The sequence below is a fragment of the Acinetobacter sp. FDAARGOS_724 genome (assembly GCF_013364475.1).
Lineage (GTDB): Bacteria > Pseudomonadota > Gammaproteobacteria > Pseudomonadales > Moraxellaceae > Acinetobacter > Acinetobacter variabilis.
On the sequence record NZ_CP054908.1, the window covers coordinates 2,271,335 to 2,288,181 of the forward strand.

The 16,847-nt window shown below is 43.3% G+C and carries 15 protein-coding genes; 4 read left to right on the forward strand and 11 right to left on the reverse strand.

Annotated elements, in window-relative coordinates; all coding sequences use genetic code 11:
* Nucleotides 1–135 precede the first annotated feature (135 nt).
* The 4 genes from FOC32_RS12070 to FOC32_RS12085 are packed head-to-tail and all read right to left on the reverse strand — an operon-like array spanning nucleotide 136 to nucleotide 3,628.
* Nucleotides 136–1,116 (reverse strand): NAD(P)H-dependent flavin oxidoreductase, encoded by a 981-nt coding sequence (locus FOC32_RS12070; RefSeq protein ID WP_175967638.1) that lies wholly within the window; start codon nucleotides 1,114–1,116, stop codon nucleotides 136–138.
* 11 nt (nucleotides 1,117–1,127) lie between these two features.
* A complete protein-coding gene (locus FOC32_RS12075) occupies nucleotides 1,128–1,916 on the reverse strand; it encodes an enoyl-CoA hydratase-related protein (RefSeq protein WP_005235693.1) in 789 nt (262 codons plus the stop codon).
* A 36-nt stretch (nucleotides 1,917–1,952) separates the two neighbouring features.
* On the reverse strand, nucleotides 1,953–2,876 hold the full coding sequence (locus FOC32_RS12080; RefSeq protein WP_175967639.1) for a 2-hydroxyacid dehydrogenase: 924 nt from the start codon (nucleotides 2,874–2,876) through the stop codon (nucleotides 1,953–1,955).
* Nucleotides 2,873–3,628 (reverse strand): class II aldolase/adducin family protein, encoded by a 756-nt coding sequence (locus FOC32_RS12085; protein WP_004785712.1) that lies wholly within the window; start codon nucleotides 3,626–3,628, stop codon nucleotides 2,873–2,875. The genes FOC32_RS12080 and FOC32_RS12085 overlap by 4 nt, the downstream gene beginning before the upstream one ends.
* Before the next feature lie 110 nt (nucleotides 3,629–3,738).
* On the opposite strand from FOC32_RS12085, the gene FOC32_RS12090 reads away from it, so the two are divergent.
* Complete coding sequence (locus FOC32_RS12090; RefSeq protein ID WP_004785711.1) at nucleotides 3,739–4,176, forward strand: PaaI family thioesterase; 438 nt, start codon at nucleotides 3,739–3,741, stop codon at nucleotides 4,174–4,176.
* Nucleotides 4,177–4,297: 121 nt separating this feature from the next.
* On the opposite strand, the gene FOC32_RS12095 is transcribed toward FOC32_RS12090, so the two are convergent.
* The 3 genes from FOC32_RS12095 to FOC32_RS12105 are packed head-to-tail and all read right to left on the reverse strand — an operon-like array spanning nucleotide 4,298 to nucleotide 7,831.
* Entirely contained in the window at nucleotides 4,298–5,509 is a 1,212-nt protein-coding gene (locus FOC32_RS12095; protein WP_005235695.1) for a 3-oxoadipyl-CoA thiolase, read from the reverse strand.
* Nucleotides 5,510–5,534: 25 nt separating this feature from the next.
* Entirely contained in the window at nucleotides 5,535–7,055 is a 1,521-nt protein-coding gene (locus FOC32_RS12100) for a 3-hydroxyacyl-CoA dehydrogenase (RefSeq protein ID WP_175967640.1), read from the reverse strand.
* A 2-nt stretch (nucleotides 7,056–7,057) separates the two neighbouring features.
* Nucleotides 7,058–7,831 carry an enoyl-CoA hydratase gene (locus tag FOC32_RS12105; RefSeq protein ID WP_004785705.1) on the reverse strand — a complete coding sequence of 258 codons (774 nt, stop codon included), beginning with the start codon at nucleotides 7,829–7,831 and terminating at the stop codon, nucleotides 7,058–7,060.
* A 449-nt stretch (nucleotides 7,832–8,280) separates the two neighbouring features.
* On the opposite strand from FOC32_RS12105, the gene FOC32_RS12110 reads away from it, so the two are divergent.
* From FOC32_RS12110 to FOC32_RS12120, 3 genes are all read left to right on the forward strand, one after another.
* A complete protein-coding gene (locus tag FOC32_RS12110) occupies nucleotides 8,281–9,579 on the forward strand; it encodes an MFS transporter (protein ID WP_034170871.1) in 1,299 nt (432 codons plus the stop codon).
* Between the two features lie 223 nt (nucleotides 9,580–9,802).
* Nucleotides 9,803–11,068: a DcaP family trimeric outer membrane transporter gene (locus FOC32_RS12115; RefSeq protein ID WP_175967641.1), complete on the forward strand. Its 1,266-nt coding sequence runs from the start codon at nucleotides 9,803–9,805 to the stop codon at nucleotides 11,066–11,068.
* Between the two features lie 17 nt (nucleotides 11,069–11,085).
* Entirely contained in the window at nucleotides 11,086–12,285 is a 1,200-nt protein-coding gene (locus FOC32_RS12120; RefSeq protein WP_175967642.1) for an MFS transporter, read from the forward strand.
* Nucleotides 12,286–12,738: 453 nt separating this feature from the next.
* Here the strand turns inward: FOC32_RS12120 and FOC32_RS12125 are convergent, their stop codons facing one another.
* From FOC32_RS12125 to FOC32_RS12140, 4 genes are all read right to left on the reverse strand, one after another.
* Nucleotides 12,739–13,413 carry a 3-oxoacid CoA-transferase subunit B gene (locus tag FOC32_RS12125; protein ID WP_175967643.1) on the reverse strand — a complete coding sequence of 225 codons (675 nt, stop codon included), beginning with the start codon at nucleotides 13,411–13,413 and terminating at the stop codon, nucleotides 12,739–12,741.
* Nucleotides 13,413–14,081, reverse strand: a complete 669-nt coding sequence (locus FOC32_RS12130; RefSeq protein ID WP_175967644.1) for a 3-oxoacid CoA-transferase subunit A — start codon at nucleotides 14,079–14,081, stop codon at nucleotides 13,413–13,415. The genes FOC32_RS12125 and FOC32_RS12130 overlap by 1 nt, the downstream gene beginning before the upstream one ends.
* Nucleotides 14,082–14,131: 50 nt before the next feature.
* Nucleotides 14,132–15,412, reverse strand: coding sequence for an MFS transporter (locus FOC32_RS12135; RefSeq protein WP_175967646.1), 1,281 nt, complete (start codon nucleotides 15,410–15,412; stop codon nucleotides 14,132–14,134).
* Nucleotides 15,413–15,622: 210 nt separating this feature from the next.
* The gene (locus FOC32_RS12140) at nucleotides 15,623–16,822 is read right to left on the reverse strand and encodes an acyl-CoA dehydrogenase (RefSeq protein ID WP_175967648.1); all 1,200 of its coding nucleotides are present in this window, start codon (nucleotides 16,820–16,822) and stop codon (nucleotides 15,623–15,625) included.
* Between the last annotated feature and the right edge of the window lie 25 nt (nucleotides 16,823–16,847).

Here is a 16,847-nt window from a genome sequence, read left to right on the forward strand (position 1 = left end):
GGTCGAATATAATATAAGTTCATGGATAAAATCTAGTCATGACATAAAAAATCACATTTAAAAAATTAAAACTTTGGTATAAAAAAGCCATTCGGTAATGAATGGCTTTTGATTAAATGACCAAAATGAAACGATCTAGCGCGGGAAAAACTGAGCCAAATGTTGCTGAACAATCTGTTCTGCTTCTTGCATGATAGTGTCAATCAGCATTTGACAGGTTGGAATGTCATGGATCAATCCCATTACTTGACCTGCTGTCAGTATGCCTGCATTAACATCGCCATTTTCCAAAGCCAGCTTGCCTTTTAAGCCACTGACATAAGGGCGAATCTGTTCAAATTCCAGATTTGGATCTTCACCCATTTTAACGACGAGATCAGATACTGCATTCTTCGCAACACGCGCAGTATTCCTGAACTGACGGTAAAGCAGATGCGTTGCCCGTTCATCATTGTCGACATAAAACTGCTTGATATTTGGATGGATCGGCGCTTCTTGTGTGGCACAGAAACGTGTTCCCATATTGATGCCTTCTGCACCTAAAGCAAGTGCTGCCACCAAGCCACGACCATCCGCAAAACCACCACTGGCTACAATCGGTACAGTGAGTTGATCAACGGCTGCTGGAATCAGAATCAGTCCGGGAATATCGTCTTCACCCGGATGACCAGCACATTCAAAACCGTCAATCGAGATCACATCCGCGCCGATTCTTTGTGCTGAAAGTGCATGACGTACCGAGGTACATTTATGAATCACAATGATGCCATGCTGTTTAAAGGCTTCAATGTGTTCATGTGGTTTGTTGCCTGCCGTTTCTACAATCTTGATTCCACTTTCAATAATAGCCTGTCGATATTCGGCATACGGCGGTGGGTTTACAGCGGGCAATAAAGTCAGATTTACTGCAAAAGGCTGATCTGTCATTTCACGGCAGCGTGCAATTTCCTTGGTCAGCGCTTCAGGTGTGGGTTGTGTCAATGCCGTCAGCGTTCCCAAACCACCTGCATTGGAGACTGCACTGGCCATTTCTGCAGTACCGACCCACATCATGCCGCCCTGAATAATCGGATAACGAATGCCTAAAAGCTGGGTAATACGCGTTTGAATTTTCATGAATGCTCTCCTTAGCGCCCGGTAAATTGTGCGGGGCGTTTTTCGACAAAGGCCTGTACACCTTCTTTATAATCCTGACTACTCAGGGCCAGATATTGCAGGTTTTGTTCCAGCTCCAGTTGCTGATCCATGCTATTTTCAGCACTGCGTTGCAGCGCCTGTTTAGTTAAAGCCAGTGCATAGGTCGGCTGTTGTGCCAGTCGCTGTGCAAGTTCTTCGATATAAGCATCAAATTCTGCATCAGGGATCATTTTCCAGATCATGCCCATTTCAGCAGCCTCTTTGGCATGCACAGGTTCACCGAGTAAGGTTAATGCCATAGCGCGTGCATAACCAATTAAACGCGGCAACATCCAGGTACCGCCGGCATCAGGAATTAAGCCGATTTTAGAAAAGGCTTGAATAAATTTGGCACTTTCCTTGGCAATGACCAGATCGCAAGCCAGTGCGATATTAGCCCCTGCACCGGCAGCCACACCATTTACCGCTGCAATCACAGGTTTAGGGCTTTTGCGAATCAGGTTGATCAAAGGATTATAGTATTTAGCCAGCGAACCCTCTGGTGGCAAAGGTACATTGCCAAGCTGTCCAGCCCGTTCTTTTAAATCCTGCCCCGCAGAAAATGCCCGGCCATTACCCAGAATCACAATCACCCGAATATCCGGATTCGTATTCCAGCTTTTCAAAACCTGTTGCACTTCCTCATGCATTTGCCGGTTAAAACTGTTCAGTGAATCTGGCCGATTAAAACTTAAAGTAGCGACGCCTTGCTGAACCTGAGTCTGAATCATTTCCCACATCATCAATTTCCTTATTTTTTATCTGTATCCCTACAATTAATAGCCTTTATTGACATCCACCTGATGACACAAATCCAGGCCTTGATTTAAACGGCGGTCATTTTCCAGAATCTGCTCTACCACCACAGACATTGGGGCATGTGAGGCCACATGTGGTGTCACCACAATTTTTTCGTGCTGCCAGAGTTGATGGTCAGCAGGTAGCGGTTCCTGCTCAAATACATCAACAATCGCACCACGCAGATGACCAGAATCCAGTGCATCCAATAAATCCTGCTCGATTAAATGCTGGCCACGCCCGACATTAATCAAAGCTGCCTGTTCAGGCAGTTGCTGAAATAATTCAGCAGAAAGAATCCCGGTATTTTCTTCGGTAAGGGGTAGCAGGTTAATCAAAATCTGACTTTGAGCCAGGAACTCGGAAAGCTGTTCTTGGCCCACATAACTTTTAACTTGATTAATATCTTTTGGGGAATTCGACCAACCAGAGACTTGATAGCCCATGTCAACAAAGCGTTCTGCTACGTATCCGCCCATATGTCCCAGTCCCATAATCCCGATCTGGATATGATGGCTATAGCTCTGGCGATATTGCTTCCACAGCTGCTGCTTTTGCTGCTGGATCATGAGGTCAAAATAACGCTGAAAATACAGCACGCCCCAAAGCAGATAATCAAACATGCCTTTTTGATGATGTGGATCCAGTACCCGGCAAACGGCTTGATCTGGGCGTACAGCATTTAAGTTTAAATGTTCTACCCCAGCAGCAATCGAATGAATCAGGCCAAGCTTTGGTAGCTGCTGTACTTTTTCCAGATCTGGAAACCAGGCAGCAACTGTGGTTGCCCGTTCAGCTTCAGGGCTGTCCACTGTACAGAAACTGCCTGCAGGCGCATATTTTTGAAAAGACTTGACTAAAATGGCCTCAATATTCGGTACAGAACTGGAAATAACAATCATGATGCATACTCCGTATATTGATGCTCAATCAAGGACAAAGCGGCCTGCCAGGCACGCTGTAATATCGGTTCAATGAGAGGACTCGCGAACTGCTTGGCTGTTTTAATTCGGACTTCTTCTGCTGGATAATGCAATTCAGCACCGCCGCTTAAGGCTTTCACCTGTGCCTGACAGGCGCGTTCCAGAAAATAAATTTCATGAAAAGCCCGTGCAATGGTCTCCCCAGCCGTTAATAGTCCGTGATTGCGTAAAATCATGGCACGATGGTCGCCCAAGTCCTGAATCAAGCGTTCTTGTTCGTCAGTTGAGAGCGCAACGCCTTCATATTCGTGATAAGCCACATGCTGATAAAATTTCATGGCGTGCTGGGAAATTGGGAGAAGCCCGTGTTTCTGTGCAGAAACAGCAATTCCATCCGCGGTATGGGTGTGAATGACACAATTCAGATGAGGATGTGCTTCATGAATCGCAGAATGAATCACGAAGCCTGCCATATTGACTGGCTTGTCTTGTTCATAGCTTTCTACCACCTGTCCTTCATGATTAATCTTCACCAGCGTTGAAGCACGCATTTTTTCAAATGCGACCCCATATTGATTAATCAGAAAGCAGTCAGGCTGATCTGGAACTCTTAAACTGATATGGGTATCAATCAGGTCAGTCATCCGATAATGCGCAATAATGCGATAAAGCGCTGCCAGTTCACAGCGTGCCTGCCATTCAGCAGCTGTAACGAGATTTTTTATTGTCATCATTCCATCCTAGAAAAATATAGCATTTCGATCACTATCTGTTATATCATAATTTTATAAAAACAGAATATTATTTCATAAAGCGAAATATTTTATTAAAGGGAAACGATATGACTACAGCTCAAATGAATGGACTTGAATATCTAACCGCAATTAAAAATGGCGAATTGCCTGGTTCAGCGATGGGACAACTGATTCCCATGAAACTCAGTGTCGTCCATGAAAACTATGTGGAATATGAAGTTTATCCAGATGAACGTCACTTCAATCTGCAAGGCGGCATTCATGGTGGATTTTGCGCCACTGTTCTGGATAGCGTAACTGGTGCAGCAGTGCATACCACAGTTGATGCTGGTGTCAGTTTTTCCACTATTGACCTGAATGTTAAAATGCTCAAAGCCATGAAAAATGGTGAAACTTATACAGCCATTGGTGAAGTGATCCGGATCGGACGCAATGTGCTGACCTCAGAAGGCCGAATTGTCGACAAAGACGGTAAAATTTATGCCTTTGGTTCAGCAACTTTATTGGTCACTGACCGCAAATAGTCCTTACGCTGATTTAATTAATCCCTGCGATATGCAGGGATTTTTATTTCTATATAAATAGTCTAATAAAAAATGCCATGTATATTATCTATACATGGCATTAATACGATGAGTAAAGCTGTTATGCAGCTTCAGGGTTTTCAATCACCATCGCCAGGCCTTGACCCAGACCGATACATAAACTAATCACGGCATATTTTTTACCAGTACGCTGTAATTGACGTGCGACGGTTAAGGCCAAACGCGCACCTGAACAGCCCAATGGATGGCCAATCGCAATACCACCACCGTTTGGATTCACACGCGGATCATCAAATGCAACATCCAGACCTTTCAGGCAAGATAACACCTGGCTGGCAAATGCTTCATTGATCTCGATAATGTCCATGTCATCTAGCGTCAAACCTGCACGTTTAACGGCTTTTTTGATTGCTTCGATTGGACCTGCGCCCATGATGCGTGGCTCAATGCCAGCGGCTGCAGAAGACAGAATACGAGCTAAAGGTTTTAAGCCATACTGTTCCTGAACTTTTTCACTGCCGATAATCAGTGCTGCAGCGCCGTCATTGATACCTGATGCATTACCCGCAGTGACTACACCACCTTCGAAAAGCGGTTTTAACTTGGATAATGCTTCAAATGTCGAAGATGGACGTGGATGTTCATCTTCAGTCACTAATTTAGGCGGTAATTTACGCCCTTGTGAAACTTCAATTGGGGTAATTTCACCTTCAAAGAAACCTGCTTCTTTTGCAGCTTGATATTTCGCTTGTGATGCAGCAGCAAAAGTATCTGCCTGTTCACGCGTAATGCCAAACTCTTCAGCGACGTTATCACCTGTTTCTGGCATGCTGTGCGCGCCAAACTGATCAGTAAATTTACGGTTTGGGAAACGTGTACCAATCGTGGTGTCATAGATTTTGGCATCACGTGAATACGCGCTTTCAGCTTTACCCATTACAAACGGTGCACGCGTCATACTTTCTACACCACCTGCAATATACAGCTCGCCTTCACCTGCGGTAATGGCACGTGCTGAATCAATCACAGCGCCCAAGCCTGAAGCACAAAGACGGTTTACAGTTTGACCTGGAACGGTCACAGGCATACCTGCAAGCAGTGCCGCAAAACGAGCCACGTTACGGCTGTCTTCACCGGCCTGGTTGGTGCTACCAAAGATCACATCTTCTACGTCAGCTGCTGGAATACCGGTTTTTTCTAGCAGATTTTTAATGACTGTTGCTGCCAGATCATCTGGACGTACAGTTGCCAGGCTTCCTGCATGGCGACCGATTGGAGAACGTAAACCATCATAAATATAGGCATTTAACATGAGTGTTATTCCTTTAACTTTTTAATCAATGTGTAGTATGAATAAGAGGTAAACCCAGCTGAACGCGGCGGCGCAACCAAGGACTTGGGCGGTAACGCTGGTCACGGGTAATTGCAGTCATGCGGTCTAAAATTTTCAGAATTTTTTCCGCACCCAGTACATCGCCCCATTCAATTGGGCCATATGGATAACCAAGGCCTAACTTCACGGCAACATTGATATCTTCTACGGTTGCAACACCTTGCTGGGCAATATCACAGCCAAGATTCACAATCATGGCCAAAGCACGTTGCGCTACAAAACCGACGCTTTCCTGAATTGTGCTTGCAGTCACACCATCCAGATTGAAAATAGATTGCGCTGCATTTATCAGTTCAGCTTTGGTCACAAACGTTGGCATCAAGGTACGGTGTTTATTTAAGCCGTAAAGCAGATCAATGCAGACTACTTGCTGCGGAGACACTTGATAACGAACTGCTGCTGAAGTGGCATCTTCACCATAAGTCGCAATTAAAATTAAAGCATCTGCTGAAGGTGCGTCAGTCTGCTCGATCTGGATGTTGAACTGCTGTAGATATTGCTCAAGCGCTTGACGGTCTTCGTTATATTCTGTACCCAGCCAAACCGATGGATATTGATCCAGCTTTTCAACCAAGGTTGGAGCCACATCACCTACTTTGCTCCCCGAGGTATAATCGTAAAAACCTTTACCAGTTTTACGGCCTAGCTGTTTAGCAATAAAACGCTGGCGGGTAATCACGCTTGGGCGGTAACGTGTTTCTTCATAGTATTGGTGATAAATTGATTCACTTACCGGATGAGATACATCCATTCCGGTCAGATCGCCTAACTCGAATGGTCCCATCTTGAAACCGATGCCGTCACGATAGATGCGGTCAATGTCATAAAATGGAGTGACATTTTCATTCAGAATCGCATAGGCTTCACTACCAAAGGCACGACCAGCATGGTTAATGATAAATCCTGGGGTATCTTTGGCTTTTACCGGGCGATGTCCCATTTTTGTAGATAACTGAGTAAGCGCATCCACAATATCAGCACGGGTATTAAAGCCTTCAATGACCTCAACCACTTTCATCAGTGGAACCGGGTTAAAGAAGTGATAACCGGCAACGCGTTCCGGTTGGCTGCAATTGGCGGCAATCGCACTGATAGACAGTGAAGATGTATTGGATGCCAGAATTGCTTCCGGTTTTACGATACCTTCCAGTTGCTGCATCAGCTTTTGTTTGATTTCCAGATTTTCAATAATCGCTTCAACGATTAAATCGCAATCTTTCAGGTCTTCGATCTGCTGGGCAATGGATAAATGAGCAAGATCTTCAGCAGCTTTTTCATGGCTGAATTTACCTTTATCAGCCAGGGTATCTAATGTTTTAGCCAGCTTTTCCTGTGCCTGTTCAGCAGCACCCGCTTTGGCATCAAACAGCACCACATCATGACCAGATTGAATTGCGATCTGGGCAATGCCCGCACCCATGGTGCCTACGCCAATAATACCGATTTTCTGAATTTGAATGCTCATGCTTATCGTCCCTGATAATTTGGTTTACGTTTTTCGATAAAGGCTTGCATACCTTCTTTTTGATCTTCTGAAGAAAACAGCATCTGGAAAGATTTACGTTCCAGCATTAAGCCAGCATTGAGTGGCACATCTTCAGCCAGTAAAGCCACTTCCTTGATTTGTTCAAGCGCGATTGGCGGCATTTTTGCCAGACCTTCAGCCATTTTGATTGCTGTTGCCAGGGTTTCACTGTCTTCCGTTACTTGAGACACCAGGCCAATCTGATAAGCTTCCGGCGCTGGTACCAGACAACCCGTCATGATGATACGCATCGCATGGAATTTACCCACGGCACGGAATAAACGCTGTGTACCACCCGCACCCGGCATTACCCCTACTTTGACTTCAGGCTGACCGAACTGGGCACTTTTTCCGGCAATAATAATGTCCGCATGCATCGCCAGTTCACAGCCACCGCCCAATGCATAACCGTTTACTGCTGCAATCACCGGCTTTGAACACTGCGCAATGGCTTGCCAGTAACGCTCAGTACGACGTTGCATCATCTGGATCGTTTCAGCATTGGCTAATTCTTTAAGGTCAGCGCCTGCAGCGAAATCAGTTTCACCGCCAGTGAGAATAATGGCACGGATATTTTCATCGTCATTCAATTGCAGAAAAGCCGCAGCCAGTTTCTGGCGCACTTCTGTATTCAGGGCATTTTTAGCTTCTGGACGATGGATCTTGACCATCGCCACATGTGTCGAGATTTGCTCTACTTGAACTACCTGTTCCATCAAAAATCTCCATTTATTTTGTATAGCGAAATTTTATTTTATATAAAACTACGGTTTCTAAACCCATAAATCAAGATTTTTTCTCTCAAAAACGTAAAAAAGTTATTTTTTAATAAAAATTAGAGTAAAAACTCTTGTTCAGTTGGCTATTTTATGATTAATTGATTTCGCAATACGGAATTAATTATTTAATTCGAATTTTGGTTATTCATTTATATAAATATTAACCACAATACAAAATAAAAAAATTAATTTCCGTCATAAGGATACTACGTTGTTCAGTGATTTTCACTCAAGGTGAAACGGAAAAATCAGATCCAGCCTGATCGTAACAGGGCGAATGCGCACAGACGCTTAGACCTTAGATGACGAAAATGCTTTTCCGTGAGGAAGAAAATGGATTTAGCGGTAGCAGAGGAATGCTACTTTAATATATAGAGGATATAAGAATGACAAGCGATACCATCGTAGCTGAGGAAACTAAAACGGGGGTCTCCTCCGACGGCACCATTAAGCAGGCACCTAAACGCCTGTGGATGACGGCCTTTGTCTTCGCTTTTTTGATTTTATTATGTGACGGTGCAGACATTGGTATTCTGGCTTTCAGCTTAACCAGTTTGAAAGCAGAATGGGGGCTGACTTCTGTACAGGCCGGTGCCTTGGGAAGTTATTCTCTTTTGGGTATGGGGATCGGTGGCTTTATTGGCGGATGGGCCTGTGACAAGTTTGGACGTGTACGTGTCATCGTATTGGCTACTATTTCCTTCTCAATCTTGTCTGCCTATTCAGGTTTTGCCCAGTCTTATCAAGAGTTTGCGATTTTACGTACCCTTTCGTGCTTAGGTTTGGGCTGTTTATATATTGCCTGTAATACCCTGATGTCAGAATACGTACCGACCAAATACCGTACTACAGTACTGGCAACATTGATGACCGGTTTCACTTTAGGATCATTGGTGATTACCATGATTTCAGGCTGGATCATTCCCGAATTCGGCTGGCGTATGCTGTACTGGATCACGATTGCTCCATTAGCTTTAGGTATCCTAATGCACTTTATGGTGCCAGAGCCAGAATCATGGAAACGTGTCCGTGAAATGAAAAGAACTGGTCAGATCGTGGATAATGATGCCAAAAAAGGCAACCCATATATCACCATTCTTAAAGATAAAACCCATGGCAAGATGTTCATCCTTTGGTCTTTCAGCTCTGGTTTCCTGCTATTCGGTTATTTCGGTGTAAGCAACTGGTTACCAAGTTATCTTGAAGCTGAATTAGGCATTAAATTCAAGGAAATGGCGCTATACATGGTGGGTACTTTTATCACCATGATGTTCGCCAAAATCATTGCAGGTTATGTGGCTGACAAAATTGGTCGTCGTATCGTATTTGCTTTCGGCACCATGGGAACAGCGCTGTTTATTCCTGTCGTGGTGTATATGCACAATGCCGATAATATTGGTGTACTGATGCTGATCTTCGGATTCCTGTACGGTATTCCATATGCCATTAATGCAACCTATCTAACCGAAAGTTTCCCTACTGGAGTACGTGGTACAGCAGTTGGCGGTGCGTTCAATATTGGTCGTATCGGTGCAATCTTCGCTCCAATTACGATTGGTTATCTTGCGATGAATGGTTCGATCGGTACGGGTCTATTGGTGATGGGTGCAGCTTACTTCCTATGCGGTTTGATTCCTGCCCTGTTTATTAAGGACCGTTTATACGATCCACAAAAAGCTGAATAACTTTTAACTCAAGAGGGCGGTAAATTTACTGCCCTCCTTCATCTATATTTTTATGACTTTAAATATCGAATACATACCCTTTGACCTGAACAGGATGTTTCTTGGTTGAACGAGATTCGTATTCATTATTCAAAAGTCAGCATCTCTGCATTTAGCAATGAGAGCAACGACAAGGAAAGATTTTCCTTCTTAGATATCAGAAAATTTCTTTAGGGATTAAGAAATGAAAAAATTAGTTTTAGCAACATTATGTGGTATTGCTTCAGCACAGGCATTTTCAGCAGAAGCGTCAGAAGACCGGATGCAGTTTTTAGAATCACAGTTAAAGCAAATCCAAGCCGAACTAGAACAGCAGAAAGCCGCGCAACTTGCGTTAAAGAACCAGCAAGAAGAAGCCAAAGCACAAGACTCTAAAACGCTGAGTTCGATGGTGGATAATGTCGATGTTTATGGATTGATTCGCTTTGATGGCGCAGTTGATTTCAAAAGTACCCCTGAAGCTCGTGGCCGTACTATTAACCAGATTAATAAAGTGCCTTTTACTGAACCTGACTCTACCCGTTCAGATTTTACTGCTGCTGCCAGCCGAATTGGTTTCCTGGCTAAAGACTTGGGTGGAAATCCAAATGTTTCTGCACGTTTAGAAGCTGACTTCTGGACCAATAATGGTAAAGGCGATGGTGGACTACGTATCCGTCATGCACATTTAAAATACTATAACTGGACTTTTGGTCAGGCCTGGTCATTAATGTCGACACCAGAAATTAGTACTGAAGCTGTCGATTACAGCTTATTACTGGGTGGATCGGTCCTACGTACGCCTCAAGTCAGCTATGCTTTCAAACTTGATCCGGAAAATACTTGGAATGTTGGTCTGGAGTATATGGCCGGTGGCGATCGCTCTTCTGCCTTGCCTGCTTTAACCACTAAATATGTTCATCAATCAGGTCCGCTGCATTTATTAGCTCAAGGCTTTGTCAATCAAAAGCAGGCGCAAACAGATACGGGTGATATTGAAAAAGTTGGTTGGGGTGTAGGTCTTGGTGGTCGTTATCATCTCGATGATCAAAACTCGATCCAGGGTAACTATTTTCATATGGTCGGCGACCAGCGAATTGCCGCTTTCTTGACTCAAGGCTCAACAACAGATGGTGCTGCCTGGGGTGGAGATTACTCAGTCGACCCAATCAATAATGAACTTTTACTCAATGAGTTTAATAGTTTGAATATCGGCTTTACGCATAAATTTACACCGAAATTACGTAGCAGCATTAATGCCAGCGTGGTAGATTTTGATGATTCCAGCGACTATGCACGCGCGAATCCTGAAACCAATAAACGTTTAACTGACTATGTGGCTAACGTGATTTATTCTCCAGTTCCAAAGGTTAATCTGGGCGCAGAATATCACCACGGCAAACGTGAAACTTTTGATAATCGAGAAGCGGATGTTTCTCGTGTGAATTTATCAGCGACTTATAGTTTCTAAAGCCTTAGGAGACAAGGATGTCAGCCCAAGGGCAAATTTCACGAAAATTTATGTTTATGATGGCCATGACCTGCGCACTCTGCGCGGGTTGTAACTATTTTAACCAGCCATTAATTTATTCTATTGCAGAAGATCTGCATATCAGTGTGGCTGAGTCTGGCTGGACTGTCGTTTTAACCCAGATTGGTTATGCCACTGGGTTATTCTTGTTTGTGCCTTTAGGCGATTTGTTTGAAAAACGCCTCTATATTTGTAGCCTCATGCTATGTACCGGACTGGCGCTAATCGGACTTTCTGCCAGTACCAATCTGCATATGCTGTATGGTTTTACTCTGCTCGCTTCTTTTTGTTCGATTACCACCCATATTCTGATTCCTTTTGCTGCCAACCTTTCTCAACGAGAAAAAAGTGCTGAAGTGGTTGGTCTGCTGATGAGTGGCGTACTGGTCGGTATTCTGTTTGCCCGGACTGTATCAGGACTGATTTCTACCCTATGGTCCTGGCATGCAGTCTACCTTTTGAGTGGCTGTTCTATTCTCTTGCTCAGTATCGCCATGTGGTATCAGTTACCTAAAGCGAAGAGCCAATTACAAATGAGTATCTTACAGATTTATCGTTCACTATTTACCTTTGCCAAAACCGAACCCATGCTGATCCGACGTAGCATCATTGGTGGTTTGGGCTTTGGTATGCTGAGTATTATTTTTACCACCATGACTTTTGTACTGGCGGAAGCACCCTATCATTTTAATGATTTCCAGATTGGGTTAATGGGTATTGTTGGTGTGGTTGGCATCTGGTCATCACAATGGACCGGTAAAATGATTGGTCGACATCGGGAAAAATGGGTTGCACAACTTGCTACCATGGGTTTAATTCTGGCCTGGATTCCGTTATTTTTTGCGCAAAGCTATTTATGGGTGTATATCATTGGATTAATTCCCGCTTATTTTGGGATTTCTTCACTGCATGTGTTAAATCAGAATCTGGTATATCGAATCTCGGTACAAGCCCGTTCCCGTATTAATGCAATCTATATGACCTGTTATTTTTCAGGTGCCGGGATCGGTGCATTTCTATCGCTAAACCTATGGAAAATGTATAGTTGGTCAGCCTGTGTCGCATTAGGATTTATCTTTGCCCTGCTCATATTTAGTATTAACCGCTATGACTTAAGCCGCAAACGCAATCTGGTCAATATCCACTCCCAATCATAAATAATCTAAAATTTAATACTGTGAACTCATAGAATATTAGTTTGAGTTAACAAAGGCTGCTTTCATAAATCATTTTTTATCATTAAAAAGAAATTCCCTCATCCTAACCTTCTCCCAGAGGGAGAAGGAACTTTCAAAATTCATTAAATATGAAGATTACGATCATTTTTTGGTTTATGAAAGATATTTAAAGTATTTGACATATTAGCCCTGTGTTTCTATTTAGAATTATATGCTGGGAAATAAAGGACAGGATTATCCAGCATAAGAAGAACTATCTTCTACTAGAATCCTTTTCGATTGTTTTATTTAATCTTTTGATATTTAAAAATTTAACCTGATTTAAAATCTTAATATTTAGGGTGTGTTGACACTTTTAGCTTAAAAAATATCTAATAAAAATCGCAGCCTAAGCTGCGATTTCTAATCATGTTTAAATGATTAATAGAATTATTATACAGATGCTTTTAACTGTGCACCTGCACGACCATCAAGTAACTTGCAACCTGTCTGTTGCTGAAGTTCTTCGAAACTCAAGCCATCCACCATTTCTAGCACCCAAGCCTGATTATCTTTGAGTTCAATAATACACAAATCGGTATAAATGCGGTCAACGCAGTTTTTACCAGTAATTGGATAATTCAGCTCTTCCACAATTCGTGGTTCGCCATTTTTTGTGACATGTTCCATGCAAACATAGACACAGCGAGCACCAACCACCAGATCCATGGCACCACCCACTGCTGGAACCGCATCCAGTGCACCGGTATGCCAGTTAGCGAGATCACCATTCACGGCGACCTGAAAGGCGCCCATAATGCAGAAATCTAAATGGCCGCCACGCATAATATCGAAGGAATCTGCAGAGTTCATAAAACTACCGCCATCGAGCATGCTGACCAGTTCTTTACCAGCATTAATCAGATCATCATCAGCCTGTTCAGGATCAGTTAAAGCGGTAAAACCCAGAACACCATTTTCAGAATGCAGGACAATATCCTGTTCAGGTTTTAAATAACTAGCAACGCGTGTTGGTAAGCCAATGCCTAAATTCACATAAGAACCGGTCGGAATATCCTGTGCAACTTTTTCTACAATCTGTTCACGTGTACGTTTTTGAATTGTCATTATTTAATATCTCCTACCTTCACCACATGCTGCACAAAAATACCTGGTGTTACGATAATCTCTGGATCAAGCTCGCCTAGTTCTACAATTTCATGCACTTGGGCAATCGTGGTTTTGGCTGCTTTCGCCATTAACGGGCCAAAGTTTCGGGCTGCTTTACGATAGGTTAAATTGCCCCATTGATCAGCCTGATTGCCATAAACTAAGGCATAGTCCGCATGAATTGGATATTCCAACACATAATCCTTACCATTGATATGACGGGTTTCTTTGCCTTCAGCAATCTTAGTGCCGTATCCTGTAGGTGTAAAAATAGCACCCAAACCTGCACCTGCTGCCTGAATACGGCAAGCCAAGTTGCCTTGTGGCACCAGTTCTAACTCTACTTTTCCAGCTTTATACAGCTCTTCAAACACCTTGGAATTATTGGCACGAGGAAATGAACAGATCATTTTTTTCACCAGTCCTGACAATAACAGGTTGGTTAGACCACGGTCACCAGAAGCAGCATTATTATTAATAATAGTCAGATCTTTAGGAGCAATATCAATCAAAGCTTCAATCAGTTCGATTGGCTGTCCTGCCAGACCGAAGCCACTGGTCATAATATGCGCACCATCTGGAATCTGCTTGAGTATGGTTTCGATATCCTGTGTGATTTTATTCATTTAATTGCTTCCTAGCATCTTCCTGTCTTTATAAATGTTTGATTAATCAATTAGTCAGCTTTTTGTGGGTCAAACAAACGGTTTTTAATGAAAATCGCTGGGATCAAACCACAAATAAAATAAGCCACACTCATGATGAGTAGACCTGTACCAATTGAGCCACCTTGCGCAAAATAACCGATGGTTAAAGGTGCCAATACTGCGCCTAGACGGCCAATGTTATAAGCGCCACCTGTAGCTGTACCACGGACTTTGGTAGAGAAACTTTCAGTCATATAAGTCGCGTTAATGCCATATGGAATACCGTAAAGGAATCCGAAAAACAGCATCAGCCATAAGATGTTGTCTGGTGTATTACCAAAGACAATGATGGGAATAAAGATTGCGGTGCCCATGGTACCGAAAGCAAATACTGCACGACGACCAATTTTATCCGCAATAATGCCCGCGATCACTTTGGTACACATCATGATCAGGAAGGTCCCAATCATATAGGTGGTCATTTCTTTAAATTTGATACCTAAGTCTGATTCCAGATAAGCCGGTAACCAGTTACTTACGCCGTAATAACCAAACTGTAAGAATGCGGTGCTGAACGACCAGAGGATGAACATGCGACGGCTTAAAGCATCGGCAAAAATCATTTTAAACGTATTCTTCGGTTTTTCCTGCACTACGCCGCTGGCTTTGGCTGCCAATCTTTCTTGACGTGTCTTTAACCAGGCTTGTGGTTCTGGTACCAGGAAGAACATGCCAATGGCAAGAACAATCGGAACAATGCCAATATAGTAAAGGTAACGCCAGCCTAGTTCTGGAAGCAGCCATCCTGCAAGTACAGTGGCAACAACTGAACCAAGTGTCCAACCTGTCATTAAAGCAGCAAGTACTGTAGAACGATATTTTGTTGGCACATACTCTGCCATTAGAGTATTACAGGCAATATAGAGGGCTCCTAAGCCAATTGCTGAAAAGAATCGCAACCATTTGAATTCTTCATAGCTTTGAGTAAAGCCCAGCCAGAAGGTTAATGAAGAGAATAAAGCGATCGCAACAACAATCACCCGAACTCGCCCGAAGCGGTCACAAGCCCAGCCACCAAAAAAGCCACCAATGGCCATACCAGCAAGTGTCCAGCTACCAAGTGCACCTGCCTGAATACTACTTAAAGAAAATTCTTGTTTGAGGCTGGTTAGACTGTAGGCTAATAGTGCAAGATCTGCACCATCTACCAATAACGCTAAAAATGAAAAGATAAAAGCCAGAATCCAGACCTTTTTCTTAGGCATATTTTCTTCTGGTAGAAGGTTTTGTTGTGAATTAAGCGTATTCATAATGTCCTTTACACTTTGCTGGCACTCCTGTGCCTTTTAGAAGTTTATGTTTCACCTAATTAATTAAATGAAACATAGAATGTTTGATTGATCTCTAATTCTGAAACTGACTAGATTTTAAAAAACCATCCTAGAACTGGATTGTCTGACTTCAATTGAAGTCAGCCAAAACAAACTAGCCAGCATTGCTGGCTAGAAGTTGATCTGCATTTAGTTGGAGAATGCAGCAATACCTGTTTGAGCACGACCTAGAATTAGGGCATGTACATCATGGGTACCTTCATAAGTATTGACCACTTCCAGGTTCACCAGATGACGAGCTACACCGAATTCATCAGAGATCCCGTTACCGCCCATCATGTCACGCGCTAAACGGGCAATGTCTAAAGCTTTACCACAATTATTACGTTTGATCAGGGATGTACCTTCTATTGAAGCAATGCCTTCATCTTTCATGCGACCAAAACGTAATGCCACTTGCAGACCCAGCGCAATTTCAGTTTGCATGTCTGCCAGTTTTTTCTGAATTAACTGATTGGCAGCCAATGGACGACCGAACTGTTTACGGTCCATGGTGTATTGATGCGCTGTATGCCAACAGAATTCAGCTGCACCCATCGCACCCCAAGCAATACCGTAACGGGCACTATTCAGACAGGTAAATGGACCTTTTAGACCACGAATTTCCGGGAATGCGTTTTCTTCTGGAACAAAAACATTGTCCATCACGATTTCACCGGTGATCGAAGCACGTAAGCCAACTTTACCGTGAATCGCTGGTGCAGAAAGCCCTTCCCAGCCTTTTTCTAAAATAAAGCCGCGAATATCACCGACATTGCCTTCAGGAGACACTTCTTTTGCCCAAACCACAAAGACATCAGCAATCGGACTGTTGGTAATCCACATTTTGGCGCCTGTCAGACGGTAACCACCATCGACTTTTTTGGCACGGGTAATCATGCTGCCCGGATCTGAACCATGATCTGGTTCAGTCAGACCGAAACAGCCGATATATTCACCGGTCGCCAGTTTTGGCAAATATTTCTGTTTCTGTTCTTCAGAACCAAATTCATTGATTGGCACCATCACAAGAGAACTTTGCACACTGGCCATAGAACGATAACCTGAATCCACACGTTCTACTTCACGGGCAATCAGACCATAGCTGACATAATTTAAGCCGGCACCGCCGTATTGCTCAGGAATGGTTGGACCCAGCAGACCGAGTTCACCCATTTCACGGAAAATGGTTGGATCTGTTTTCTCATGACGGAACTGTTCTAGTACACGTGGCATCAGCTTATCCTGACAGTACGCATGCGCGCTGTCACGGATCATACGTTCTTCTTCAGTCAGTTGCTGTTCCAGTAAAAATGGATCTTGCCAGTCAAATCTAATTCTTGTGCTCATTTTAATATTTCCAATATTCTAAAAT